Source organism: Streptomyces longwoodensis (assembly GCF_001514125.1).
Classification (GTDB): domain Bacteria; phylum Actinomycetota; class Actinomycetes; order Streptomycetales; family Streptomycetaceae; genus Streptomyces; species Streptomyces longwoodensis.
The window spans coordinates 576710-601510 of record NZ_KQ948552.1 but is presented as its reverse complement, the minus strand read 5'-3'; the positions used below and the strand labels follow the sequence as shown (position 1 = coordinate 601510).

20 protein-coding genes and 1 pseudogene are annotated in these 24801 nt (G+C 74.5%); 12 read left to right on the top strand and 9 right to left on the bottom strand.

Annotated elements, in window-relative coordinates; translation table 11 throughout:
- Positions 1-1632, bottom strand: coding sequence for an ABC-F family ATP-binding cassette domain-containing protein (locus AQJ30_RS14915; protein WP_067233522.1), 1632 nt, complete (start codon positions 1630-1632; stop codon positions 1-3).
- Positions 1633-1990: 358 nt separating this feature from the next.
- Here AQJ30_RS14915 and AQJ30_RS14910 point away from each other — a divergent pair, with 358 nt between their 5' ends.
- Positions 1991-2830, top strand: coding sequence for an isocitrate lyase/PEP mutase family protein (locus AQJ30_RS14910; protein WP_067233520.1), 840 nt, complete (start codon positions 1991-1993; stop codon positions 2828-2830).
- Between the two features lie 30 nt (positions 2831-2860).
- Here AQJ30_RS14910 and ssgD read toward each other — a convergent pair whose 3' ends face one another.
- Positions 2861-3277: a spore wall synthesis regulator SsgD gene (gene ssgD / locus AQJ30_RS14905; protein WP_067233519.1), complete on the bottom strand. Its 417-nt coding sequence runs from the start codon at positions 3275-3277 to the stop codon at positions 2861-2863.
- A gap of 304 nt (positions 3278-3581) precedes the next feature.
- On the opposite strand from ssgD, the gene AQJ30_RS14900 reads away from it, so the two are divergent.
- Positions 3582-4643, top strand: coding sequence for a WD40/YVTN/BNR-like repeat-containing protein (locus AQJ30_RS14900; RefSeq protein ID WP_067233518.1), 1062 nt, complete (start codon positions 3582-3584; stop codon positions 4641-4643).
- A 76-nt stretch (positions 4644-4719) separates the two neighbouring features.
- Positions 4720-5046, top strand: a complete 327-nt coding sequence (locus tag AQJ30_RS14895) for a plasmid stabilization protein (RefSeq protein ID WP_067233516.1) — start codon at positions 4720-4722, stop codon at positions 5044-5046.
- 12 nt (positions 5047-5058) lie between these two features.
- Here AQJ30_RS14895 and AQJ30_RS14890 read toward each other — a convergent pair whose 3' ends face one another.
- Positions 5059-5355 (bottom strand): YciI family protein, encoded by a 297-nt coding sequence (locus tag AQJ30_RS14890; protein ID WP_067233515.1) that lies wholly within the window; start codon positions 5353-5355, stop codon positions 5059-5061.
- A 58-nt stretch (positions 5356-5413) separates the two neighbouring features.
- Here AQJ30_RS14890 and AQJ30_RS14885 point away from each other — a divergent pair, with 58 nt between their 5' ends.
- Positions 5414-6139, top strand: coding sequence for an endonuclease V (locus AQJ30_RS14885; RefSeq protein WP_067233513.1), 726 nt, complete (start codon positions 5414-5416; stop codon positions 6137-6139).
- A 73-nt stretch (positions 6140-6212) separates the two neighbouring features.
- Positions 6213-6359, top strand: coding sequence for a morphogenic membrane protein MmpA (gene mmpA / locus AQJ30_RS38730; protein ID WP_169808475.1), 147 nt, complete (start codon positions 6213-6215; stop codon positions 6357-6359).
- A gap of 25 nt (positions 6360-6384) precedes the next feature.
- On the opposite strand, the gene AQJ30_RS14880 is transcribed toward mmpA, so the two are convergent.
- Positions 6385-7563 carry a saccharopine dehydrogenase family protein gene (locus tag AQJ30_RS14880; RefSeq protein ID WP_079084041.1) on the bottom strand — a complete coding sequence of 393 codons (1179 nt, stop codon included), beginning with the start codon at positions 7561-7563 and terminating at the stop codon, positions 6385-6387.
- 231 nt (positions 7564-7794) lie between these two features.
- Between AQJ30_RS14880 and AQJ30_RS14875 the strand changes: the two genes are divergently transcribed.
- The 4 genes from AQJ30_RS14875 (at position 7795) to AQJ30_RS14860 (ending at position 13958) form a co-directional block, all read left to right on the top strand.
- The gene (locus AQJ30_RS14875) at positions 7795-8994 is read left to right on the top strand and encodes a CaiB/BaiF CoA transferase family protein (protein WP_067233509.1); all 1200 of its coding nucleotides are present in this window, start codon (positions 7795-7797) and stop codon (positions 8992-8994) included.
- Positions 8991-10205, top strand: coding sequence for an acetyl-CoA C-acetyltransferase (locus AQJ30_RS14870; protein ID WP_067233508.1), 1215 nt, complete (start codon positions 8991-8993; stop codon positions 10203-10205). The genes AQJ30_RS14875 and AQJ30_RS14870 overlap by 4 nt, the downstream gene beginning before the upstream one ends.
- Positions 10206-10239: 34 nt before the next feature.
- Positions 10240-12429: a 3-hydroxyacyl-CoA dehydrogenase NAD-binding domain-containing protein gene (locus AQJ30_RS14865; protein WP_067233506.1), complete on the top strand. Its 2190-nt coding sequence runs from the start codon at positions 10240-10242 to the stop codon at positions 12427-12429.
- Positions 12430-12572: 143 nt separating this feature from the next.
- The gene (locus AQJ30_RS14860) at positions 12573-13958 is read left to right on the top strand and encodes a glycoside hydrolase domain-containing protein (RefSeq protein WP_079084040.1); all 1386 of its coding nucleotides are present in this window, start codon (positions 12573-12575) and stop codon (positions 13956-13958) included.
- A 46-nt stretch (positions 13959-14004) separates the two neighbouring features.
- On the opposite strand, the gene AQJ30_RS14855 is transcribed toward AQJ30_RS14860, so the two are convergent.
- On the bottom strand, positions 14005-14697 hold the full coding sequence (locus AQJ30_RS14855) for a MerR family transcriptional regulator (RefSeq protein ID WP_079084039.1): 693 nt from the start codon (positions 14695-14697) through the stop codon (positions 14005-14007).
- A gap of 316 nt (positions 14698-15013) precedes the next feature.
- Between AQJ30_RS14855 and AQJ30_RS36910 the strand changes: the two are divergent.
- A pseudogene (locus AQJ30_RS36910) lies at positions 15014-15208 on the top strand (amino acid permease); the annotation flags it as partial.
- Between the two features lie 74 nt (positions 15209-15282).
- On the opposite strand, the gene AQJ30_RS14850 reads toward AQJ30_RS36910, so the two are convergent.
- A complete protein-coding gene (locus tag AQJ30_RS14850; RefSeq protein ID WP_067233505.1) occupies positions 15283-16788 on the bottom strand; it encodes a M1 family metallopeptidase in 1506 nt (501 codons plus the stop codon).
- Between the two features lie 212 nt (positions 16789-17000).
- Between AQJ30_RS14850 and AQJ30_RS14845 the strand changes: the two genes are divergently transcribed.
- Positions 17001-18950 (top strand): Xaa-Pro dipeptidyl-peptidase, encoded by a 1950-nt coding sequence (locus tag AQJ30_RS14845; RefSeq protein WP_067233503.1) that lies wholly within the window; start codon positions 17001-17003, stop codon positions 18948-18950.
- 81 nt (positions 18951-19031) lie between these two features.
- Here the strand turns inward: AQJ30_RS14845 and AQJ30_RS14840 are convergent, their stop codons facing one another.
- On the bottom strand, positions 19032-19982 hold the full coding sequence (locus AQJ30_RS14840; protein ID WP_067233501.1) for an NAD(P)/FAD-dependent oxidoreductase: 951 nt from the start codon (positions 19980-19982) through the stop codon (positions 19032-19034).
- 63 nt (positions 19983-20045) lie between these two features.
- Between AQJ30_RS14840 and AQJ30_RS14835 the strand changes: the two genes are divergently transcribed.
- The gene (locus tag AQJ30_RS14835; protein ID WP_067233499.1) at positions 20046-21686 is read left to right on the top strand and encodes an ABC-F family ATP-binding cassette domain-containing protein; all 1641 of its coding nucleotides are present in this window, start codon (positions 20046-20048) and stop codon (positions 21684-21686) included.
- Between the two features lie 54 nt (positions 21687-21740).
- Here the strand turns inward: AQJ30_RS14835 and AQJ30_RS14830 are convergent, their stop codons facing one another.
- Entirely contained in the window at positions 21741-22304 is a 564-nt protein-coding gene (locus tag AQJ30_RS14830; RefSeq protein ID WP_067233497.1) for a putative glycolipid-binding domain-containing protein, read from the bottom strand.
- 63 nt (positions 22305-22367) lie between these two features.
- Entirely contained in the window at positions 22368-24752 is a 2385-nt protein-coding gene (locus tag AQJ30_RS14825) for a Tex family protein (RefSeq protein WP_067233496.1), read from the bottom strand.
- Positions 24753-24801: the final 49 nt, after the last annotated feature.

Sequence of the window (24801 nt, the reverse complement as noted above, 5' to 3'; positions counted from 1 at the left end):
CTACCCCGCCTCGGTCAGCTCCTCCCACGAGGTCTCCCGCAGCTCCCCGTCGAGCAGCAGCCACCGGGTGATCCCGATCGACTCCAGGAACGGCAGGTCGTGGCTGGCCACGACCAGCGCCCCCTCGTACGACTCCAGGGCCGAGGTGAGCCGGCGCACGCTCGCCATGTCGAGGTTGTTCGTCGGCTCGTCCAGCATCAGCAGCTGGGGCGCCGGCTCGGCGAGCATCAGCGCGGCCAGCGCCGCCCGGAACCGCTCCCCGCCGGACAGCGTCCCGGCCCGCTGGTCGGCGCGCGCGCCCCGGAACAGGAAGTGGGCCAGCCGGGCGCGGACCCGGTTGTTGGTGGCGCCCGGCGCGAACCGGGCCACGTTCTCGGCGACCGTCAGCGCGTCGTCGAGGACGTCCAGCCGCTGCGGCAGGAACCGCAGCGGCACGTGCGCGTGCGCCTCGCCCGCCGCCGGTGCCAGCTCGCCCGCGACCGTGCGCAGCAGCGTCGTCTTGCCGGCGCCGTTGCGCCCGACCAGCGCGACCCGCTCGGGTCCGTGCAGGTCCAGGGAGACCGTCACGGGGGTGCCGTACGCGAGCCGCAGCTCGCGCAGGGAGAGGACGCCGCGGCCCGGCGGCACGGCGGTGTGGGGCAGTTCGACGCGGATCTCGTCGTCGTCCCGTACCGCGTCCACGGCCTCGTCGAGCCGCTCGCGGGCCTCGGCGAGCCGTTCCTCGTGCAGGATGCGGTGCTTGCCGGCGGACTCCTGCGCCGCCCGCTTGCGCGCCCCCATCACGATCTTGGGCTCGCGCTTCTGCTCCCACATCTTCTGCCCGTACCGCTTGCGGCGGGCCAGCTTGACCTGGGCGTCGGTGAGTTCGCGCTTCTGCCGGCGCACGTCGGCCTCGGCGACCCGCACCATGCGCTCGGCGGCCTCCTGCTCGACGGCCAGGGCCTCCTCGTAGGCGGTGTAGTTGCCGCCGTACCAGACGACCTCCCCGCCGCGCAGGTCGGCGATCTGGTCGACCAGGTCGAGGAGTTCGCGGTCGTGGCTGACCACGACGAGCACGCCGGGCCAGGACGCCACGGCCGCGTACAGCCGCCGTCGCGCGTACAGGTCGAGGTTGTTGGTGGGCTCGTCCAGGAGCAGCACGTCGGGCCGGCGCAGCAGCAGCGCGGCCAGCCGCAGCAGCACGGACTCGCCGCCGGAGACCTCGCCGACGGTGCGGTCGAGGCCGATGTGGCCGAGGCCGAGTTCGCCGAGGGTGGCCAGGGCGCGTTCCTCCACGTCCCAGTCGTCGCCGACGGCCTCGAAGTGCTCCGGGCGGACGTCGCCGGCCTCGATGGCGTGCAGCGCGGCCCGCCGCCCGGCGATGCCGAGGGCCTGGTCGACGCGCAGCCGGGTGTCGAGCGTGACGTTCTGCGGCAGGTACCCGATGTCCCCGGCGACCCGGACGGTGCCGTCGACGGGGGTCAGTTCGCCGGCGATCAGTTTCAACAGGGTGGACTTCCCCGACCCGTTGACGCCGACGAGCCCGGTGCGTCCGGGACCGAAGGAGACGTCCAGGCCGTCCAGTACGGCGGTGCCGTCGGGCCAGGCGAAGGAGAGGGAGGTGCAGGCGATGGAATGGGCGGTATGCGTCAAGTGGGGCCTCGCGGTCGCGGGTGCGGTCAGGGCAACGCGTGTCGAGACACCGGGGACGGCGACCGCAGGACGGCGGGGCACGGGAGGATCCACACGAGGACCGGGGAAGGAGACCTGTTCCAGCCCGGTTCCACAAGGACGGCTCGACACGCCGAGGTCGCACGCGGCACGCACACCCGACGGGCGTGCGGCGGTGTCTCATGACCTCAGAGGAGCAACGTCCTTCTCCAATCGGCGGCAACAGGACCGTCGTCCACCGTAGGAGCCCCGACGGCCGGGGTCAACCGGATTACGGCGCGGCATGCACACGTCGGATTCCTGCCAGCGGCGCCCCGGCCCCGGCTGCTTGAGTGGCGGCATGACGCACCCCGACCACAGCCCCCTGCGCGACCGCGCCCTGGCCTTCCGCGCCCTGCACGTGCCGGGGCGGCCCCTCGTCCTGCCGAACGCCTGGGACACCGCGAGCGCCCGTCTCGTCGAGGACGCCGGCGCCGCCGCCGTGGCCACCACCAGTGCCGGAGTGGCCTGGGCGCTCGGCGCGGCCGACGGCGACCGGCTCGGCCGCGAGGACGCCCTGCGCGCCGTCGCGGACGTCGTCGCCGCGGTGCGGGTGCCCGTCACCGCGGACGTCGAGAGCGGGTACGCGACGGACCCCGAAGGTGTGGCCGGCACCGTCCGCGCGGTGCTCGCGGCGGGCGCCGTCGGCATCAACATCGAGGACGCCCTGCACGAGGGGGACGCGCCGCTGCGGCCGGTCGCGGAGCAGGCAGAGCGCATCGCGGCCGCCCGTGCGGCCGCCGACGCGCTGGGCGTGCCGCTGTTCGTCAACGCCCGCGTCGACACGTTCCTGCGCGGGGCCGGGGGAGTGGACCTCACCCTGGAACGGGCCGCCGCCTTCGTCGCGGCGGGCGCCGACGGCGTGTTCGTCCCCGGGGCCGTCGACCCGGAGACGGTGGAGCTGCTCGTCGAGGGCGTCCAGGCGCCCCTGAACGTCATGGCGGGGCCCGGCGCGCCGCCCGTCGCGGAGCTGGCCGGGCTCGGTGTCGCGCGCGTGAGCGTCGGCTCGGGCATCGCCCAGGCGGCCCACGCCCTGGTCCGCCGCGCCGCGCGGGAGCTGCTGGACGCGGGGACGTACGGGTCGCTCGCCGGCGGGCTCGACTACGGCGAGCTCAACGCCCTGTTCGGGGGCGGGCGTTAGCGCCCGGCGGGCGTCGGCGCGGGGCGGGCCTCAGCAGGCGTCCCGCATCAGCTCCGCGAGGTCGTGGTCCAGGTCGAGCTGGAGGTGTTCGTGGCCGACCGGCACGAGCTCGCCGCTGGCGGCGAGGAAGCTGCGGACGTCCGAGGAGTGCACGTGCACGATCGCGGTGCCCTCCGGCGCGTGGAACTCCAGCACGGTGCGGTCGTACCCGTAGGGCCGCACCCGGACGTCGCCCTGGCCCTCGGCGCGGGTCAGGCCCGCGGCGAGCAGTTCCCGGGCGAAGGTCCAGCACACGTCGACGCCCTCCAGGGTGGCCGGGGCCGGGAAGGTCATGCGCACGGCGAAGGGGTCGGTGCGGTCGTAGTGCAGGGTGGCGGGGATGTGCTGCATCCGTGGCGCGGCGGCGACCAGGCGCGCCTCCACGGGCTGCTCGATGACGGTGGACAACGCCTTGCTCCCTCGTGACGGCGGGACGAACTCCGGTCGGGTGAGGCCGGCACTGGGAGAGACGTCGGAACCGGCCGATCCGTGCACACGTCGTGAGAGTGACCTCGGTCACCGCGTTCATGCACCCGAGTGACCCACCTCTCCCCGGGATCCACACAGGTGCTCCGCCCGCGGGGACGGCCCGGCCGGGCCGGGGAGGGCCTCTGGACGCCGTCCGGGCGGTGGGCTAGCTTCCCCCGCCATGAGGCGCTTGGGGAGTACGCGACGCGGGACGACGACGGGACCGGGCGGACGGACGGGGCGGATGGCGGCCGTGGGAGCGGCCTGCGCGGCGGCCCTCGTGGCGCTCACCGCCGTCCCCGCACAGGCCCACGCACCGGTGGGCCGGCCGGCGCCGCACTGGCAGCTGAAGGACACCGGCGCCCCGGACGTCCGGTTCCGCGGCCTGGCCGCCGTGGGCCGGGACACCGCGTGGGTCGCCGGGACCGGCGGCACGGTGCTGCGCACCACGGACGGCGGCGGGACCTGGCGCGACGTCTCGCCCCCCGGCGCCGGGGACCTGCAGTTCCGGGACGTGGAGGCGTTCGACGCGCGGCACGCCGTGGTGCTGGCCATCGGCGAGGGCGAGGCGTCCCGGGTCTACCGCACCGACGACGGCGGCGGCACCTGGACGGAGTCGTTCCGCAACACCGACACGCGGGCGTTCTACGACTGCCTGACGTTCTTCGACCGCCGCCACGGCCTCGCCCTGAGCGACCCGGTGGACGGGAGGTTCCGCGTCCTGTCCACCACGGACGGCGGCCGCTCCTGGTCCGTCCTGCCCGACGCGGGGATGCCGGCGGCCCTGGAGGGCGAGGCGGGGTTCGCGGCGAGCGGGCAGTGCCTGGTCGCGTCGGGGCCGCGCGACGTGTGGCTGGCCACCGGGGGCGGCGCGCGGGCGCGCGTGCTGCACTCCGCCGACCGCGGTCTGACCTGGACCGCCGCCGCGACCCCGGTGCCGGCGGGCGACCCGGCGCGCGGCGTCTTCGCGCTCGCCTTCCGGGACCGCACGCACGGGCTGGCCGTCGGCGGCGACTACCGCGCCGACCAGCCCTCCCCGCGGGCCGCGGCCACGACCGCCGACGGGGGCCGCACCTGGCGGCCCGCCGCGACGCCGCCGCCGGCCTACCGCTCCGGGGCCGCCTGGCTGCCGCACAGCAGGGTCGCCGCCCTCGCGGTCGGCCCCACCGGCACCGACCTGACGACCGACGGCGGCCGCACCTGGCGCACCCTGGACACCGGCTCGTACGACACCGTGGACTGCGCCCCGGACCCGGTGTGCTGGGCCGCGGGGGAGAAGGGGCGGGTGGCACGGCTGGAGCGCTGAGCCCCGCGGACGACGGGGAGGCAACACATCCCGTGGGGCGGGTACCCGATGGCCGGACGTGAAAGGAGCGAACGCCATGCCTGCTGGTTCCAGCCCCAAGCGGGAACGTCAGTACGAGCACATCAAGAAGAGCGCGCAGGACCGCGGTGAGAGCACCGAGCGGGCCGAGGAGATCGCGGCCCGGACGGTGAACAAGGAACGCGCCCGGTCCGGCGAGGCCAAGACGGCCAGCCGCACCTCCACCCAGGACATGTCCTCGGGCAAGCGCGGCGGTCAGCGGTCGGGCAAGGGCTCCCAGGGGCCCACGTACGACCAGCTGTACGAGGAGGCCAAGAAGAAGAACGTCAAGGGCCGCTCGGACATGAACAAGGACCAGCTCCAGCGCGCCCTGGGCAAGGGCTGACGGGTCCGCCGGTCAGCCGGCAGGCTCCTGGTACCGCGCCAGCTCCGGGGCCGTCTTCGTCGCGACGAACTCCGTGACGCGGTACGCGCACACGCCGGCGGTGACGAAGGGGTCACCCGCGGTGATCTCCTCGATGCGCGCCCGGTCCTCCGCGACGGCGAGGATCACCCCGCCGTCGCGGGGGTTCTTGCGTCCCGACGCGAGGAAGACCCCGCGCGCGTACTGCTCGTCCAGCCACGCCACATGGGCGCCGAGGACGGCGTCGACGGCGTCGAGCGGGGCGGTGTAGGTCAGCTCCAGCACGAACATGATCGCGAGCCTACCCCCGGGCCCGCGCGCGCGTGCGGCCCCGTACGCTCGGTGCACCATGACGACCGTTCCGATCCCCGCCGACTGGCCCACGACCGAAGACGAGGCCCGCGCCGTCCAGGACGAGCTGCGGGCCCGCGTGGTGCTCGACGAGCCGGGGCCGCCGCCCGGCACCGGCCACGTGACGGGCGTGGACGTCGCCTACGACGACGCACGCGACGTCGTCGCGGCCGCCGCCGTCGTCCTCGACGCGGCCACCCTGGACGTCGTCGCCGAGGCCACCGCCGTCGGCCGGATCTCCTTCCCCTACGTGCCCGGGCTGCTGGCGTTCCGTGAGATCCCCACCGTGCTCGCCGCGCTCGACGCCCTCGCCTGCCCGCCGGGACTGGTGGTCTGCGACGGCTACGGCCTCGCCCACCCCCGCCGCTTCGGCCTGGCCAGCCACCTGGGCGTGCTGACCGGCCTGCCCACGATCGGCGTGGCGAAGAACCCGTTCACCTTCACCTACGACGCCCCCGCCGCCGAGCGCGGCTCGTCGGCCCCCCTGCTCGCGGACACGGAGGAGGTCGGCCGCGCCCTGCGCACCCGCACCGGCGTCAAGCCGGTCTTCGTCTCGGTGGGACACCGCACGACGCTGCCCACGGCCTGCGCCCACACCCTCGCGCTGACCCCGGCGTACCGCCTCCCGGAGACGACCCGCAGGGCCGACGCCCTGTGCCGACGGGCCCTGCGGGAAGCGGTCGGCCCCGGTGCGGAGCACCCCGCCCCGCCGCACGTGGACTGAACGGGCCGTCTGAGTACGTCATCTGAGTACCCGTACGGATGTTCGCGCGCCCGGTCGGCGGGAAGGTGAGGGCATGACCACTCACCGCGCCGCCGAGCCGCTCACCGATCCGCACCGACCCGTGGAACGGGCCGTGACCGTGGCCCTCGCCCTGGGGGTGCTGGCCGGGCTGGGCTGGATCGTGGGGATGGTCTACACGCTGGTCGCCTGGCCCCTGTGACGGTGCCGGTCCCGTCGTCGGCCCCTCAGCGGGTGGCCGCCACGCGGAAGCGGATGCCGGCGCGCACCAGACGGTCGGTCAGGGCGTCGCCCATCGCCACCGCCGTGGTGACCTGGCCGGACGTCTCGGGCAGCGGGTCCTGGGCGAGGGACAGGGCGGCCTCGGCGAACATCTTGGCCGTCTCGTCGTAGCCGGGGTCGCCGCCCGAGACCTCCGTGTACACCCGCCGGCCGCCGCCCTCGCCCACGAACCGCACGGAGAACCAGCTGCGCGCCCGCCGTTCGGCGCTCGGTCCGTCGCCCGGGCGCAGCCGGTCCGACAGCCGGCGCCGCACCGGCGGCACCTGCGCGGCCGCCGCGAGCGCGCCGACGGCGGCCACCCCGCCCAGCGCCACGGGCAGCCGGCGCACGGCCGCGTAGTGGCGGTAGCGGAAGTCGGGGCCGTAGCGGCGCAGCGCCTGCGCCGAGCGGCGCACGACCTGCGGGTCGATCGTCGGCAGCGGCAGCGCCCACGCGCCCACCTCCGGCGCGAACCGGGGCGCGCCGACCGGCGCGGTCGCCCGCCGGCCCACCAGGCGCGGCTCGTGCCGGGCCCGGTCCCGGGCCGCCGCGACCATCTGCCGCCCGCGGGCGAACTGGCCCAGCGCGGAGGCGAACGTGCCGCCCGAGAACGCGGCGTCCGCCGTCACGAACCCGTCCACGGTCAGCGGCACGCCCTCCGGGAGCTGCCGCACGGTGTAGTACACGCCCAGGTCGTGCGGGACCGAGTCGAACCCGCACGCGTGCAGCAGCCGCGCCCCGGTCTCGCGCGCGCGTGCGTCGTGCCGCACGTACACCAGGTCCACGAACTCCGGCTCCCCGGTGAGGTCCAGGTAGTCGGTGCCGAGGTCGGCGCAGGCCGCGACCAGGTCCTCCCCGTGGAGTACGTACGGCCCGACGGTCGTGGCCACCACGCGCGCCTGCCCGGCGAGGGAGCGCAGGGAGTCCGGGTCCGCGACGTCCGCCCGCAGCACCCCGACCCGCGCACCGCCGGGCAGCGCCTCGCGCAGCCGCTGGAGCTTCTCCTCGCTGCGCCCGGCGATCGCCCAGCGCACCTCCTCGGGCGCGTGGTCGTCCAGGTAGCGCGCGATGAGCCGTCCCACGAAGCCCGTGGCCCCGAACAGCACGATGTCGTAGGGACGGTCCGTCTTTTTCATCCTGCTCATGACACCCCTCGGTCGCGCGGCCCGCGCCGCTGTCGGTGGCCGAGGCTAGCGTGAGGGGGCAAGGGCGGGACGACGCGCCCCCGTACCCGTCGCCCGGCCCCGCCGGAGGGGCGCCGACGGGCCCCCGGGCGTAGGCTGTCCAAGCGCTTGCTTGCTCACTTCTTGTGTCCTCGGGGCCACGTTCCTAACATCACTGGTGTTACAGCAGTCGTGTCACAGCAAGGGGGCTGGATGACAGCGGCACGGACGCCCGGGCACGGCCCGCTCACCGGCGTGCGCGTGGTCGAACTCGCCGGGATCGGCCCCGGCCCCTTCGCGGCCATGCTGCTGGCCGACCTGGGCGCCGACGTGGTGCGGGTGGACCGCCCGGGTGGCCCCGGGCTCGCCCTCGACCCCGCGCACGACGTCACCAACCGCAACAAGCGCTCCGTCGTGGTCGACCTCAAGGCCCCCGACGGCCCCGCCCGTGTCCTCGACCTCGCCGAGCGCGCCGACGTCCTGATCGAGGGCTACCGCCCCGGCGTCGCCGAGCGCCTCGGCGTCGGCCCCGGCCACTGCCACGCCCGCAACCCCCGGCTGGTCTACGGCCGCATGACCGGCTGGGGCCAGGACGGCCCGCTCGCCCCGCGCGCCGGACACGACGTGGCCTACATCGCCCTCACCGGCGCCCTCGGCCTGATCGGCGACCCCGACCGGCCCCCGGCCGTGCCCGCCAACCTCCTCGGCGACTTCGCGGGCGGCTCCCTCTACCTGGTCGTCGGCGTCCTCGCCGCGCTGCACCACGCGCGCGAGCACGGCACCGGCCAGGTCGTCGACGCCGCCATCGTCGACGGCACCGCCCACCTGTCCGCCCTGGTCCACGGCATGCTCGCCGCCGGCGCCTGGCAGGACCGGCGCCGCGCCAACCTCCTGGACGGCGGCTGCCCGTACTACGGCACCTACGAGACCGCCGACGGCCGCCACCTGGCCGTCGGCGCCCTGGAGCCGCATTTCTACGCCGAGTTCCTGGACGTCCTCGGCCTGGACGGCTTCGCCGACGCCCACGCGGACCCGGCCCGCTGGGAGGAGCTGCGCGCGGCCGTCGCGGAGCGCCTGCGCAGCCGTACCCGCGACGAGTGGACGGCTGCCTTCGAGGGCACCGACGCGTGCGTGGCCCCCGTGCTGACCCTCCGGGAGGCCCCGCACCACCCGCACCTGGCCGCCCGCGGCACCTTCACCGACCACGACGGCCTCACCCAGCCCGCCCCCGCGCCCCGCTTCTCCGCGACCCCCACCACCGTGCGCACCGGCCCCGCCCGGCCGGGCGCCGACACCGAGGCCGTGGCCCGCGACTGGGACGTACCCGGCCTGCCGGCCCCCTCGGACGCCACCGAGCCCCGCACCGACCGGAGCCCCCTGCTCCGCAGCCCTCATGGAAAGGCCCCCCAGTGAGCACCGAAGCGTACGTGTACGACGCGATCCGCACCCCGCGCGGGCGGGGCAAGGCCAACGGCGCCCTGCACGGCACCAAGCCCATCGACCTGGTCGTCGGCCTCATCCACGAGCTGCGCGACCGCTTCCCCGGCCTGGACCCGGCGGCGATCGACGACATCGTGCTCGGCGTCGTCGGCCCGGTGGGCGACCAGGGCTCCGACATCGCCCGCATCGCCGCGATCGCCGCCGGCCTGCCGGACACGGTCGCCGGCGTCCAGGAGAACCGCTTCTGCGCCTCGGGCCTGGAGGCCGTCAACCTGGCCGCCGCGAAGATCCGCTCGGGCTGGGAGGACCTGATCCTCGCCGGCGGCGTGGAGTCCATGTCCCGCGTCCCGATGGCCTCCGACGGCGGCGCCTGGTTCAACGACCCGATGACCAACCTCGCCGTGAACTTCGTGCCGCAGGGCATCGGCGCCGACCTGATCGCCACGATCGAGGGCTTCTCCCGCCGGGACGTCGACGAGTACGCCGCCCTGTCGCAGGAGCGGGCGGCCGCCGCCTGGAAGGACGGCCGCTTCCAGCGCTCGGTGGTGCCCGTGCGGGACCGGGCCGGCCTGGTGGTCCTCGACCACGACGAGCACCTGCGGCCCGGCACCACCGCCGACTCCCTCGCGAAGCTCAAGCCCTCCTTCGCCGACATCGGCGAGCTGGGCGGCTTCGACGCCGTGGCCCTGCAGAAGTACCACTGGGTGGAGCGGATCGACCACGTCCACCACGCGGGCAACTCCTCCGGCATCGTCGACGGCGCCGCCCTCGTCGCCATCGGCTCCCGGGAGGTCGGCGAGCGCCACGGCCTCACCCCGCGCGCCCGCATCGTCTCCGCGGCCGTCTCCGGCTCCGAGCCGACCATCATGCTCACCGGCCCCGCGCCCGCCACCCGCAAGGCGCTCGCCAAGGCCGGGCTGACCATCGACGACATCGACCTCGTCGAGATCAACGAGGCGTTCGCCGCGGTCGTGCTGCGCTTCGTGAAGGACATGGGCCTGTCCCTGGACAAGGTCAACGTCAACGGCGGCGCGATCGCCCTCGGCCACCCCCTGGGCGCGACCGGCGCGATGATCCTCGGCACCCTCGTCGACGAACTGGAGCGCCAGGACAAGCGCTACGGCCTCGCCACCCTCTGCGTGGGCGGCGGCATGGGCATCGCGACGATCGTCGAGCGCATCTGACCACCCTCCCGACGGATCACACGGAGCACCTCGCATGAGCACTCAGCCCACCACCATCCGCTGGGAACAGGACCGCACCGGCGTCGTCACCCTCGTCCTCGACGACCCGAACCAGTCCGCCAACACCATGAACGCCGCCTTCCGCGCCTCCCTCGCCGCGGTCGCCGACCGCCTGGAGGCCGAGAAGGACACCGTCCGCGGCGTCATCCTCACCTCCGCCAAGAAGACCTTCTTCGCCGGCGGCGACCTGCGCGACCTCATCCGCGTCACCCCGGACACGGCGCAGGAGCTGTTCGAGGGCGGCCTGGAGATCAAGCGTCACCTGCGCCGCATCGAGACCCTCGGCAAGCCGGTCGTCGCCGCGCTCAACGGCGCCGCCCTGGGCGGCGGTTACGAACTCGCCCTTGCCTGCCACCACCGCATCGCCCTGGACGCCCCCGGCGCCAAGATCGGCTGCCCCGAGGTCACCCTCGGTCTGCTCCCCGGGGGCGGTGGCGTGGTCCGCACCGTCCGCCTCCTCGGCATCACCGACGCCCTGCTGAAGGTGCTGCTCCAGGGCACCCAGTACGCCCCGCGGCGCGCCCTGGAGAACGGCCTGGTCGACGAGGTCGTCGACTCCCGCGAGGAACTGCTGGAGCGGGCCCGCGCCTTCATCGAGGCCCACCCCGAGTCCCAGCAGCCCTGGGACCGCCCCGGCTACCGCATCCCGGGCGGCACCCCCGCGCACCCGAAGTTCGCGGCCAACCTGCCCGCGTTCCCGGCCACCCTGCGCAAGCAGACGTCCGGCGCCCCCTACCCGGCGCCGGCCCGCATCCTCGCCGCCGCCGTCGAGGGCGCCCAGGTCGACTTCGAGACCGCGCAGGTCATCGAGGCCCGCTACTTCGTGGAACTCGCCGCCGGGCAGACCTCGAAGAACATGATCCAGGCGTTCTTCTTCGACCTGCAGGCCGTCAACTCCGGCGCCAACCGCCCGCGGGGCGTCGAGCCCCGCACGGTGCGCAGGGTCGCCGTCCTCGGCGCCGGCATGATGGGCGCCGGTATCGCGTACTCCTGCGCCCGCGCCGGCCTCGACGTCGTCCTCAAGGACGTCTCCCTGGAGGCCGCCGTCAAGGGCAAGGCCTACTCCGAGAAGCTGTGCGACAAGGCCGTCGCCAAGGGCCGTACGACGCGGGAGAAGGCCGACGCGCTGCTCGCCCGCATCACGCCCACCGCCGACGTCACCGACCTGGCGGGCTGCGACGCGGTCGTCGAGGCCGTGTTCGAGGACACCGCGCTCAAGCACAAGGTGTTCCAGGAGGTCGAGTCCGTCGTCGCGCCCGACGCGCTGCTGTGCTCCAACACCTCCACGCTGCCCATCACCACGCTCGCCGAGGGCGTCGAGCGGCAGGCCGACTTCATCGGGCTGCACTTCTTCTCGCCGGTCGACAAGATGCCGCTGGTCGAGATCATCAAGGGCGAGCGCACCGGCGAGGAGGCACTGGCCCGCGCCTTCGACCTGGTGCGGCAGATCAGGAAGACGCCGATCGTCGTCAACGACTCGCGCGGCTTCTTCACCTCCCGCGTCATCGGACACTTCATCAACGAGGGCGTGGCGATGGTCGGCGAGGGCGTCGAGCCCGCATCCGTCGAGCAGGCGGCGGCCCAGGCCGGTTACCCGGCCAAGGTGCTCTCCCTGATGGACGAGCTGACGCTCACCCTGCCGCGCAAGATCCGGGCCGAGTCGAAGCGGGCGGTGGATGAGGCCGGCGGCACCTGGGCCGCGCACCCCGCCGAGGCGGTGATCGACCGCATGATCGACGAGTTCGGCCGCACCGGCCGCAGCGGCGGCGCCGGCTTCTACGACTACGAAGACGGCCGGCGCACCCGCCTGTGGCCGGGCCTGCGCGAGCACTTCACCCGGCCCGGACACGAGATCCCGTTCCGCGACATGCAGGAGCGCATGCTCTTCGCCGAAGCCCTGGACACCGTCCGGCTGTTGGAGGAGGGCGTGCTCACCTCGGTCGCCGACGCCAACATCGGCTCGATCCTCGGCATCGGCTTCCCCGGCTGGACCGGCGGCGTGCTGCAGTACGTCAACGGCTACGAGCCCGCCACCGGGGAGGCGAAGGGGCTGCCCGCCTTCGTCGCCCGCGCACGGGAGCTGGCCGAGCGCTACGGCGACCGGTTCACCCCGCCCGCGCTGCTGGTGGAGAAGGCGGAGAAGGGCGAGACCTTCACCGACTGACACCCCGACGTGACGACCCCTCGGGGGCGGGACCGGACGGCCCGCCCCCGACGGCTGTGCGACACGCCTGCCCGAAGGCTTGTCAAAACCCGGACACAGCGCCAATCTGAGGGCATTTCAGCCCACACGGCTCGGGGGCCGTCATGCCATCACGTCCGGATCCGCTTCCCGCCCACGTTCCCGCCCCAGTTCTCGCCTCCGCCTCACTCCTGGTCAGGTCCCGCACCGCTGTCCTGACCTGGGCCTCGGCCGCCGCGCTCGCGGTCGCCACCGTCCTGGCCACCGCCCCGGTCGCCGCCGCCGAACCGGCCACCACGGCCGCCTACCCGGCCGGCGCGACCGCCACCCGGTACTCCGGGCTCGCCTTCGACGCCTGCACGGCGCCGCCGCTCACCACGATCCGCGCCTGGACCGCCTCGCCGTACCGCGCCCTCGGCGTGTACCTCTCCGGCGTCAACCGCACCTGCGCGCAACCGCAGCTGACCGCCTCCTGGGTGGCCTCCGTCTCCGCGCTGAAGTGGCGCCTGCTGCCCGTCCACAAGGGTCTGCAACCGTCCTGCGGCGCCCGCGCGAGCGACGCGAAGATCAGCACCAGCGCCACCACCGCACGCTCCCAGGGCACGGCCGCCGCCACCCAGGCGGTCACCGCCGCCAAGGCGCTCGGCATGCTCCCGGGCAGCGCCCTGTACAACGACATCGAGAACTACTCCCAGACGAACGCCACCTGCCGCACCAGCGTGCTGAGCTACGTCTCCGGCTGGACCAAGGAGCTGCACCGCCTCGGCTGGCTGTCCGGCGTGTACATGAACCTCAGCCTCGGCGCCAAGCAGCTCGCCGACGTCTACACCTCCACCGGCTACGCCCGCCCCGACGCCCTGTGGGTCGCCCGCTACGACGGGGTCGACTCGCTCAAGGGCTGGGCCGGCGTCGCCGACGGCAAGTGGGCGGTCCACCAGCGCGCCAAGCAGTTCCGCGGCGGCCACGACGAGACCTACGGCGGGGTGCGCGTCAACATCGACACCGACCGCCTCGACACCCCCGTCGCCACGGTCGCGTACCCGTACCGGACCACCGCCGCCGTCACCGCCCGCTCCGGGCCCACCACGACCGCGGCGGCCGTGACGTCGTACGCCCGGGACGCCACGGTCCGGGTGGTGTGCCAGACCAGCGGACCCAAGGTCGGCACCTCGACCGTCTGGGACAAGCTGAACACCGGCGCCTACGTGGCCGACCACTACGTCGACACGCCCTCCACGACCAGTTGGAGCCCACCGCTGCCGCGCTGCACGTACCCGTACCAGATCGCCTCGGCCACCGGGGTGACCGAGCGCGGCGGACCCGGCACCTCCTACACCGCGCTCGGCACCGCGCCCAACGGCGCGCTGGCCTGGGTGACCTGCCAGAAGTCCGGGACGGCGGTCGGCGGCACCAAGGTCTGGGACCGGCTCGACAACGGCCACTACGTCAGCGACCACTACGTCTCCACGCCCAGCGGCACGACCTACAGCAAACCGGTGCCGCGCTGCTGACCCGGCACCCCGCCGCTCAGGGGGGTCTCGTCGGTGGCCCGCCCGCTCACTCCGTCAGCCAGCCGCGCAGCTCCTGGCGCAGCGACCGCTGGAAGGTCGTCAGCAGGGCCTGCACCACCAGCGGGTGCATGTGGGCGGAGAGCGAGCGCACGTCCTCGGCGGCGCGCTCGGCGACCGCGTCCCGCAGCAGCCGGGACAACGCCTGCGCCGCCGCGCGGGAGTGCTCCAGCAGCACCTCCCGCGCCGCCAGGACGACCTCCTGCGACAGCGGCACATCCAGCAGCTCCACGCCCAGCCGCAGGAGACCGGCGTCCACGCGGTAGGAGTCGCCGTCGGGCGCGAGCACGTCCATGGCGGCGAGCCGGTCCACCTCCGCGTCGGTCAGCTCCCGCCCCGCCCGCCGGTGCAGCTCCGCGCGCCCGACGGTCTCGGCCGCCTCCGGCGCCCAGGACGCCACCACCGCGCGGTGCACGGCCAGGTCGTGCGCGGTCAGGTCCGGCGGCAGCCCGCGCAGGTACCGCTCGATCGCCGCGAGCGTCATGCCCTGCCGCTGGAGCTCCTCGATCAGTTCGAGACGCGCGAGGTGCGCGGGCCCGTAGTGGCCGACCCGGCGCGGACCGATCACCGGCGGCGGGAGCAGGCCCTTGGTGCCGTAGAAGCGGACCGTGCGCACGGTGACGCCCGCGCGGGCGGCCAGCTCGTCCACGGTGAGGACCGGCTCCTCGGTCTCGATCGTCATGAGCAGCAGTATCGCTGTCCCACCAGTGCGGTGACACTCCTGGTGCCACCGCGCCCCGCGTGTGAGAAGCGACGCTCTGTGACATGAGCCATCGCGAGCGGGGCAGGAGGTCTGGGAGACTGCTGCCTTGGTCTGTGCCCCCACCGGGTGCCGCGGGCCGCGACTGTACGGACCCGGGCGTGACCCGCCCGGGCGCACCAGAGAGTGGAACGACCCGTGAGCAAGGACGCCGTGCACACGGCCCCGGCCGCTGCCCCCGCGCAGACGGCCACGTCGCCCGCGGACGCGGGCGACGCCGGCTACAGCAAGGACCTCAAGCACCGCCCCGGAGATCGCCACGATCGCCTTCCTGCTGGCCTGCCTCGGCATGATGGCCAACGACCCGGAGGTGGGCCGCAAGACCCTCCTCCTCATCCCCGTGATCGCGCTCGCGCTGGTCGTGGGCTGGTTCGGTGTGCGCCGCCGGGTCACCCGCACCGAGAACGAGGAGCTGACGGACCTCACCCGGTAGCAGGACCCGTGCCGGAGGGGTGGTCCGGGGAGCACGCTCCCCGGACCACCCCTTGGGCCGTTGCCGGGCGGTTCCTACCGGACCGCGCCGTGCACGTCGTTCGTCGCCGCGATCCGCTTCCAGGACTTCGGCTGCACCGGCGCCGCCCCCCGGGCCGACGGCGCGACGGACGCCGCGCGCGCCGCGGGCGCGGCCGGCTTCGACGGCTGGAACAGCCAGGTGTCGAACAGCGCGGCCAGCGGCTTGCCGGACACCTGCTCGGCGTACCGCTGGAAGTCGGCCACGGACGCGTTGCCGTAGGCGTACTTCTGCGGCCAGCCCTTGAGGACCGCGAAGAACGCGTCGTCGCCGATCGCGTTGCGCAGCGCCTGGATGGCCAGTGCGCCCCGGTCGTAGACCGCGCCGTCGAACTGGTTCTCCGGACCCGGGTCACCGGGCTTCACGGTCCAGAACGCGTCGTCGGCCGGGTGCGAGGCGTAGACGTAGTCGGCGAGCTGCTGCGCCGTGCCCTCGTCCTCGTGCTCGGACCACAGCCACTGCGCGTACCGCGCGAAGCCCTCGTTGATCCAGATGTCCTTCCAGCCCTTGACCGACACGCTGTCGCCGTACCACTGGTGGGCCAGTTCGTGCACGACCACGGAGGTGTTGGCGCCGTTGGCGAACTGGCGCGGGCTGTAGTAGACGCGGGTCTGCGTCTCCAGCGCGTACCCGGTCGTGGTGTTGGGGACGTAGCCGCCGGCACTGCTGAACGGGTACGGCCCGAAGTAGCCGCTGAGCCAGTCGACGATCTCCCCGGTGCGCTCCACGCTGGCGCGCGCCGCGCCGTCGTTGTCGCCCAGGTCCTTGCTGTAGGCGTTGATCACCGGGACGCCGCCCTCGGAGGTGCCGGTCGTCACGTCGAACCGGCCCACGGCGAGCGTCGCCAGGTAGGTGGTCTGCGGCTTGTTCTCGCGCCAGTTGTACCGCGTCCAGCCCAGCTTCGAACTCGTCGACTGCAGCGTGCCGTTGGAGATCGCCTGGGTGCCGTCCGGGACGAGCACCGAGACGTCGTAGGTCGCCTTGTCGAGCGGGTGGTCGTTGCTCGGGAACCACCACCAGGCCGACTCGGGCTCGTTGGCGCCGATCCCGCCGTCCGGGGTGCGGTGCCAACTGGTGAAGCCGTACGCCTGCTTGGACGACGGCACCCCGTGGTAGCGCACCACGACCGTCAGGGCCGTGCCCTTGGGCAGCGGCGACTTCGGCGTGACCACCAGCTCGTGCTCGCCCGAGGCGGAGAAGGCGGCCGCCACGCCGTTGACCCGCACCTCGCTCACGTCGAGGAGGAAGTCCAGGTCGAAGCGCGACAGGTCCTGCGTGGTCTTCGCGAGGAGGGTCGCGGTGCCCTCCAATTCGTCCGTCGCGGGCTGGTACTTCAGCCGCAGGTCGTAGTGCGAGACGTCGTAGCCGCCGTTGCCGTAGGCCGGGTAGTAGGGGTCGCCGATGCCCGGCGCGCCGGGGGTGAAGCTCGCGGCCGACGCCGGGATCGCCAGCAGTACGGAAGCCGCGGCGAGCGCGCCCGGTGCGATGAGTCTGCGGTGCACGAATGCTCCAAGTCGTCGGAACAGCAGATCCGTTCGAAGCCTATTGACTCCCCGTGCGCGGAACCTGTCCACGGCCGCCCCTGTCACACGATCGCCATTCGGCCGTCACGAGCCCACCCTCCCCAGGGGTGCGATCCGGCCACGGCGGAACCACGCGTGCCGCACCGGATGCCCTCTTCTGCACGGGAGTTGGCGGCGGTAGCGTCCCGCGCATGCCGACACGCACGCGCTTCACGACCTGGAGACCGCTCGCGACCGCCGCCGTCACCCTCCTCCTGGCGGCCTTCCTCACCCCGGCGACCGCGAGCGCGGCGGGAACCGCCCGCACCCGCGAGAGCCTGCCCCGCTACTCCTACGCCGACGCGGTCCGTGAGGCCGTCTGGGTGGACACCGGCCTCGACGGCGACGGCGACGGGCGCACCGACCGCGTCGCCGTCGACATCGTGCGCCCCCGCGAACCCGCCGCCCAGGGCCGCAAGGTGCCCGTCATCATGGACGCCAGCCCCTACTACTCGTGCTGCGGACGCGGCAACGAGAGCCAGAAGAAGACCTACGACGCCGACGGCCACGTCGTGCAGATGCCGCTGTTCTACGACAACTACTTCGTGCCGCGCGGCTACGCCGTCGTCGGCGTCGACCTCGCCGGCACCAACCGCTCCGACGGCTGCGTCGACGTCGGCGGCCGCTCCGACGTGCTGTCCGCGAAGGCCGTCGTCGACTGGCTGAACGGCCGTGCCCGCGCGTACACGACCCGCACCGGCACCGAACGGGCCCGCGCCACCTGGACCGACGGCCGCACCGGCATGATCGGCAAGAGTTGGGACGGCACCATCGCCAACGGTGTCGCCGCCACCGGCGTGCGCGGCCTGCGCACCGTCGTGCCGATCAGCGCCATCTCCTCCTGGTACGACTACTACTTCCAGCAGGGCGCCCCGCTGTACGACTCCGGCCCCGAGTGGCTCTCCGACTACGTCGACAGCCCCGAGGCCCGCGCCCGCTGCGCCGCCGTGCAGCAGCGCCTCGTCGACGGTGCCCCGCGCACCGGCGACCTCACCGCCCTGTGGGCCGAGCGCGACTACGTCAAGGACGCCGCGAAGGTCAGGGCCAGCGTCTTCCTGGTGCACGGCATGCAGGACCTCAACGTCCGCACCAAACACCTCGGCCAGTGGTGGGACGCCCTCGCCGACCACGGCGTGCGGCGCAAGATCTGGCTCTCCCAGACCGGCCACGTCGACCCGTTCGACTTCCGCCGCGCCGCCTGGGTCGACACCCTGCACCGCTGGTTCGACCACGAACTGCTCGGCTACGACAACGGCATCGACCGCGAGCCGATGGCGGACGTCGAGCGCCACCCCGACCAGTGGGTCACCTCCGCCACCTGGCCGCCGCGCGGCACCACCGCCACCACCCTGCGCCCCGCCCCGGGCGGCGAGCCGGGCGTCGGCACCCTCGGCCTGCGCCGCACACCCGGCACCGAGACCTTCACGGACGACCCGGCGCTCGACGAGACCGACTGGGCCGCCCACCTCGACCGGTCCACCCCGGAGAAGGCCGGCTTCCTGACCGCGCCGCTCACCCGGGACCTGCGCCTCGCCGGTTCCCCGCGCGTCACCGTCACCGCCACGCCCACCACGGCGACCGCCCACCTGTCCGCCGTCCTGGTCGACGTCGGCCCCGACACGATCCGCGACTACGCGGCGAGCGGCGAGGGCATCACCACCCTCACCGACCGCACCTGCTGGGGCGCGAGCACCCCGGGCGACAGCGCCTGCTTCAAGGCGGCCGCGGCGAAGACCGTGGACGTCGGCGCCACCGTGGTCAGCCGGGGCTGGGCCGACCTCGGAACCTCCGCCGACCCCGGGCACGGCGTCCCGCTGACACCGGGCCGGGCGTACACCCTGACCGTGGACCTCGCGGCCACCGACCACGTCGTGCCGAAGGGCCACCGGCTCGCCCTGGTCGTCGCGGGCACCGACCGGGACCTCATCGACCCGCCCGCCGACCGGCCGACCCTGACCCTGGACCTGGCCCGCACCTCGGCCCGCGTCCCGCTGGTCGGCGGCCCGGCCGCCTTCGCCCGCGCCACGTCGGGCAAGCAGCAGGCGACGCCCGTCGCGCCGACCGGCGTGGCGGGGCCGCGCACCGCTCCCCGCGTGCCGTAGGCGTGCCGTAGGGCACGCGGTCCAGGAGACGACCAGGTCACCGGACCGCTCCCTGATCCGCCCTGATCGACGAGACGCCCCCTAGGAGGCGGCCGGGCCCACCAGCCCGGCCGCCTCCTCGGCGCAGCCCCACGCCACCGTCACCCCGGCGCCGCCGTGGCCGTAGTGGTGCACCACCGGGCGCCCGTCCGGCAGGGTCCCGCGCTCCAGCCGTACCGCGGGCCGCGCGGGCCGCAGGCCCACACGGTGCTCCAGCACCCGCGCGCCCGCCACCTCCGGGCGCAGGGCCGCGCACCGCCGGACGATCGCCTCGGCCACCGCCGGGTCCGGCTCCGTCGACCACGCGTCCTCCTCGGCGGTCCCGCCCAGCAGCAGCCGGCCCGGCTGCGGCAGCAGGTACGTCGGCTCGCCGTCCGCGCCGGTGGAGACCAGCCAGGTGCCGACCCCCGGGTTCTCCACCACGACCAGCTGGCCGCGCACGGGCCGCACCGCCGGGTCGGCGGCCAGCTCGCGGGCGCCCAGGCCGGAGCAGTTCACCACCACCGGGGCGTCCGCCTCGGCGAGGTCGCCCACCGCGCGCACCTCCACCGTGCCGCCGGCCGCCGCCAGCCGCTCCCGCAGCCACGGCAGGTGCGCCGGCATGTCGACGAGGGGCAGCCGCGCCCACAGGCCCCCGCCGCGCGGGTACTCCCGGGCGGTGGCCGCCCGCAGCCCGGTCAGCCGTCCGGCCGCCCACCCCTCCACCTCGGCCGGGTCCGTCTCGCCGAGCACCCCCTCGACCAACCGGACGCCGGTCCGATCAGGCCGCGCGGCCAGCTCCTCGTACACCTCCAGCGAGCGCAGCGCCCACGCCCGCGCCGACTCCACCGGCTCGATGTGGTACGGCCACCACAGGCCGCCGGCCACCGCGGACGTGGTCCGCTCGGCCGGCTCCCGGGTCCACACCCGCACCCGGTGGCCGCGCTCGGCGAGCACGACGGCCGTCGTCAGCCCGATCACCCCGCCGCCCACCACGATCACTCCGCCGCTCATCCCCGCTGCCTCCTGCCGGCCAGGTGCCCCGCCCGTCGGGACTCCCACTAGGATCTACCGTCTGTGACCGCCACCCTCGTCGCCAAGAACCTCGCCGCCGGCCACGGCGACCGCTCGCTCTTCTCCGGGCTCGACCTGGTCGTCGCCCCCGGCGACGTGATCGGGCTGGTCGGCGCCAACGGCGCCGGGAAGTCCACCCTGCTGCGGCTGCTCGCCGGGCTCACCGCGCCCGAGGAGGGCGAGCTGCGGCTCTCCCCGCCCACGGCGGCCGTCGGACACCTGCCGCAGGAGCCGGAGCGGCGGCCGGGGGAGACCGTGCGGGAGTTCCTCGCCCGGCGCACCGGCGTGGCCGACGCCCAGCGCGCCATGGACGAGGCCACCCAGGGCCTGGTGGACGGCACCCCGGGCGCCGACGACGCCTACGCGGCGAGCCTGGAGCGCTGGCTCGGCCTCGGCGGCGCCGACCTGGACGAACGGGCCGAGGAGACCGCCGACGCGCTCGGCCTGCGGGTGGACCTCGACCAGCCGATGACCGCCCTGTCCGGCGGCCAGGCGGCCCGCGCGGGCCTCGCCTCGCTGCTGCTCTCCCGCTACGACGTCTTCCTGCTCGACGAGCCCACCAACGACCTCGACCTGGACGGCCTGGAGCGCCTGGAGCGGTTCGTGACCGGGCTGCGCGCCGGCACCGTCGTCGTCAGCCACGACCGCGAGTTCCTCACCCGCACGGTCACCAAGGTCCTCGAACTCGACCTGGCCCAGCAGGCGGTCAACCTCTACGGCGGCGGTTACGCCGCGTACCTGGAGGAGCGGGAGGTCGCCCGCCGGCACGCCCGCGAGGACTACGAGGAGTACGCCGACAAGCGCTCCGCGCTCCAGGACCGGGCCCAGACGCAGCGGTCCTGGATGGACAAGGGCGTGAAGAACGCCCGCCGCAAGGCCGGCAACGACAACGACAAGATCGGCCGCAAGTTCCGCAGCGAGGCCAGCGAGAAGCAGGCCGCCAAGGCCCGGCAGACCCAGCGGATGATCGAGCGCCTGGAGGTCGTCGAGGAGCCGCGCAAGGAGTGGGAACTGCGCATGCAGATCGCCTCCGCCCCCCGCTCCGGCGCGGTCGTGGCGACCCTGCGGGACGCCGAAGTGCGGCGCGGCGCCTTCACGTTCGGCCCGGTGTCCCTCCAGGTCGACTGGGCCGACCGGATCGCGGTGACCGGGGCCAACGGCGCCGGCAAGTCCACCCTGCTGGCCGCCCTGCTGGGCCGCCTCCCGCTGGACTCCGGCCACGCCGCGCTCGGTTCGGGCGTCCTGGTGGGCGAGGTGGACCAGGCCCGCGCCCTGTTCCACGGCCCCGTCGCGCTGCTGGACGCGTTCCAGGCGGCCGTCCCCGACACCGAACCGGTCGAGGTCCGCACGCTGCTGGCCAAGTTCGGCCTGAAGTCGGACCACGTGCTGCGCCCCGCGGCCGGCCTGTCACCCGGTGAACGCACGCGGGCCGCCCTGGCGTTGCTCCAGGGCCGGGGCGTCAACCTGCTGGTCCTCGACGAGCCCACCAACCACCTCGACCTGCCGGCCATCGAGCAGCTGGAGTCCGCCCTCGACGCCTACGAGGGCACCCTGCTGCTGGTCACCCACGACCGCCGCATGCTGGACGCGGTCCACGTCACCCGCCGCCTGGAGGTGGCCGACGGCAAGGTGACCGAGCGCTGAGGGACCCACGGCGCACGGCTCCCGGCCGGGTCACGGGCTCGGCCGGGCCACGCCTCAGTCCAGCCGCGCCGCCAGCTCCGGGTAGTCCCGCACGAACCCGTCCGCGTCGAACACCACGTCGCTGCGGAAGTCGCCCGAGGCGAACCGCACCCGGGTGCCGCCGGCCCCGTCACCGAGGTGGGTGTACGTCTGCCACGACGGCCGGACCGTCAGGGCCGGCACGGACACCCAGGCCGTCAGCAGCCGCCGCTCGCCGGGGCGCCGGTGCAGCCCGTGCCGCAGGACCGGCATGGTGTTGGTGAGGGGACACCGCCCCAGGTCGCAGTCGAAGGCCGCGTCGAAGCCGGGGAGCCGTTCCCCGTCGGCCGTCCAGCCGCCCCCGTCGCCGCGCCGCAGGTCCAGGGAGCGGGTGCGGGCCGCGGTGTCCACCGTGACCCGCAGCCGGCGGGTCACGTAGCCGGGGCCCGTGTCCAGCTCGTAGGTGACCCAGTACGGCTCCGGTACGGTCCCCACCGCCCGGCCCCGGGCCCGCAGTTCATCGTCGCCGACCTCCGCCCAGGCGGTCTCGTACCCGTTGCTCGCCGTGACGTCCCAGGTCAGTACGCGCGAGATGGTCATACGGCCACTGTACGGGCGCGGCGCCGACGGGTCCGGGCCGTGACCCGGACCCGTCGGCGGGTGTCAGCCCCGGCCCTTCTTGGGGTCGAGCAGGCCCGCCCGGCGCAGGGCGTCGGCCATCGCGCCGTTGGCCGGGGCCGCGGCCGCCTGGCGGGAGCCGGAGCCCGAACCGCCCCGGCCGCCGCCGCCCTGCCGCTGCTGCGGGGGCCGGCCGCCACCGCGCCGCGGACGCTCGCCGCCCGCGGCCGGGCCCTGCGGCGCCGCCTCGTCGTCCAGCCGCAGCGTCAGCGAGATCCGCTTGCGCGGGATGTCGACGTCGAGGACCTTCACCTTCACGATGTCGCCCGGCTTGACCACGTCCCGCGGGTCCTTCACGAACGTCTTCGACATCGCGGAGACGTGGACCAGGCCGTCCTGGTGCACGCCGACGTCGACGAACGCCCCGAACGCGGCGACGTTGGTCACCACACCCTCCAGGACCATCCCGGAGGACAGGTCGGAGATCTTCTCGACACCCTCCTTGAAGGTGGCCGTCCTGAACGCCGGCCGCGGGTCGCGCCCCGGCTTCTCCAGCTCCTTGAGGATGTCCGTCACGGTCGGCAGGCCGAACGTCTCGTCCACGAAGTCCGTGGCCCGCAGCGAGCGCAGCACCCCGGTGTTGCCGACGAGGGACGCCACCTCCTGGCCGGTGGTCTTCACCATGCGGCGCACCACCGGGTACGCCTCGGGGTGCACGCTGGATGCGTCCAGCGGGTCGTCGCCGCCGCGGATGCGCAGGAAGCCCGCGCACTGCTCGTAGGCCTTGGGGCCGAGCCGGGGCACCTTCTTCAGCTCGGTGCGCGAGCGGAACGGGCCGTTGGCGTCGCGGTGCGCCACGATGTTCTCGGCGAGGCCCGAGGTGATGCCGGAGACCCGGGCGAGCAGCGGCGCCGAGGCGGTGTTGACGTCCACGCCCACGCCGTTCACACAGTCCTCCACCACCGCGTCCAGGGAGCGCGACAGCTTCACCTCGGACAGGTCGTGCTGGTACTGGCCGACGCCGATCGACTTGGGGTCGATCTTCACCAGCTCGGCCAGCGGGTCCTGCAGGCGCCGCGCGATGGACACCGCTCCGCGCAGCGACACGTCGAGGCCGGGCAGGTCCTGGGAGGCGAACGCGGACGCCGAGTACACCGACGCGCCGGCCTCGGAGACCATCACCTTGGTGAGGTTCAGCTCCGGGTGCCGGGCGATGAGGTCGGCGGCGAGCTTGTCGGTCTCGCGGGACGCGGTGCCGTTGCCGATGGCGACCAGCTCCACCGCGTGCTCCTGCGCCAGCCGGGCCAGCTTGGCGATCGCCTCGTCCCACCTGTTGGCCGGGACGTGGGGGTGGATGACGTCGGTGGCGACGACCTTGCCGGTCGCGTCGACCACGGCGACCTTCACGCCGGTGCGGAAGCCCGGGTCCAGGCCGAGCGTCGCGCGCGTGCCCGCCGGGGCGGCCAGCAGCAGGTCGCGCAGGTTCGCCGCGAAGACGTTCACGGCCTCGTCCTCGGCGGCGGTGCGCAGCCGCAGCCGCAGGTCGATGCCGAGGTGCACCAGGATGCGGGTGCGCCAGGCCCAGCGGACCGTGTCCAGCAGCCACTTGTCGCCCGGCCGGCCCCGGTCGGCGATCCCGAAGCGGTGCGCGACGATCCCCTCGTACGACGACGGCCCGTCCGTGGGCTCCTCGGGCTCCAGGACGAGGTCGAGGACCTCCTCCTTCTCGCCCCGCAACATCGCCAGGACCCGGTGCGAGGGCAGCGCGGTGAACGGCTCGGAGAAGTCGAAGTAGTCGGCGAACTTGGCGCCCGCCTCCTCCTTGCCCTCGCGCACCTTCGCGGCGAGCCGGCCACGCCCCCACATGCGCTCGCGCAGCTCGCCGATGAGGTCCGCGTCCTCGGAGAACCGCTCGGTGAGGATCGCCCGCGCGCCGTCCAGGGCCGCCTGCGCGTCGGCGACGCCCTTGTCCGCGTCGACGAACGCGGCGGCGGCCGCCGCCGGGTCCACGCCGGGGTCGCCGAGCAGCCCCTCGGCGAGCGGCTCCAGGCCCGCCTCGCGCGCGATCTGGGCCTTGGTCCGCCGCTTCGGCTTGTACGGCAGGTAGATGTCCTCCAGGCGCGCCTTGGTCTCCGCGCCGCGGATCCGCGCCTCGAGCTCCTCGGTGAGCTTGCCCTGCTCGCGCACCGACTCCAGGATCGCGGACCGCCGGTCCTCCAGCTCCCGCAGGTAGCGCAGCCGCTCCTCGAGCGTGCGCAGCTGCGCGTCGTCGAGCATCTCGGTCGCTTCCTTGCGGTAGCGCGCGATGAAGGGCACCGTCGAACCGCTGTCGAGCAGCTCGACGGCGGCCTTGACCTGCCGCTCCCTGACGCCGAGCTCCTCGGCGATCCTGCCTTCGATGGACCCTGCGCTGGACCCGGGTGTCGTCACGATCCCGTACCGCCTTCTCCACTGGGGTTGCGCGGCAATTGTGGCAGGC

Coding starts and splice junctions, on each gene's coding strand:
- AQJ30_RS14910 (WP_067233520.1), top strand. CDS start 1,991: ATGACGCACCCCGACCACAGCCCCCTGCGCGACCGCGCCCTGGCCTTC.
- AQJ30_RS14900 (WP_067233518.1), top strand. CDS start 3,582: ATGGCGGCCGTGGGAGCGGCCTGCGCGGCGGCCCTCGTGGCGCTCACC.
- AQJ30_RS14895 (WP_067233516.1), top strand. CDS start 4,720: ATGCCTGCTGGTTCCAGCCCCAAGCGGGAACGTCAGTACGAGCACATC.
- AQJ30_RS14890 (WP_067233515.1), bottom strand. CDS start 5,355: ATGTTCGTGCTGGAGCTGACCTACACCGCCCCGCTCGACGCCGTCGAC.
- AQJ30_RS14885 (WP_067233513.1), top strand. CDS start 5,414: ATGACGACCGTTCCGATCCCCGCCGACTGGCCCACGACCGAAGACGAG.
- mmpA (WP_169808475.1), top strand. CDS start 6,213: ATGACCACTCACCGCGCCGCCGAGCCGCTCACCGATCCGCACCGACCC.
- AQJ30_RS14880 (WP_079084041.1), bottom strand. CDS start 7,563: ATGAGCAGGATGAAAAAGACGGACCGTCCCTACGACATCGTGCTGTTC.
- AQJ30_RS14875 (WP_067233509.1), top strand. CDS start 7,795: ATGACAGCGGCACGGACGCCCGGGCACGGCCCGCTCACCGGCGTGCGC.
- AQJ30_RS14865 (WP_067233506.1), top strand. CDS start 10,240: ATGAGCACTCAGCCCACCACCATCCGCTGGGAACAGGACCGCACCGGC.
- AQJ30_RS14860 (WP_079084040.1), top strand. CDS start 12,573: ATGCCATCACGTCCGGATCCGCTTCCCGCCCACGTTCCCGCCCCAGTT.
- AQJ30_RS14855 (WP_079084039.1), bottom strand. CDS start 14,697: ATGACGATCGAGACCGAGGAGCCGGTCCTCACCGTGGACGAGCTGGCC.
- AQJ30_RS14845 (WP_067233503.1), top strand. CDS start 17,001: ATGCCGACACGCACGCGCTTCACGACCTGGAGACCGCTCGCGACCGCC.
- AQJ30_RS14840 (WP_067233501.1), bottom strand. CDS start 19,982: ATGAGCGGCGGAGTGATCGTGGTGGGCGGCGGGGTGATCGGGCTGACG.
- AQJ30_RS14830 (WP_067233497.1), bottom strand. CDS start 22,304: ATGACCATCTCGCGCGTACTGACCTGGGACGTCACGGCGAGCAACGGG.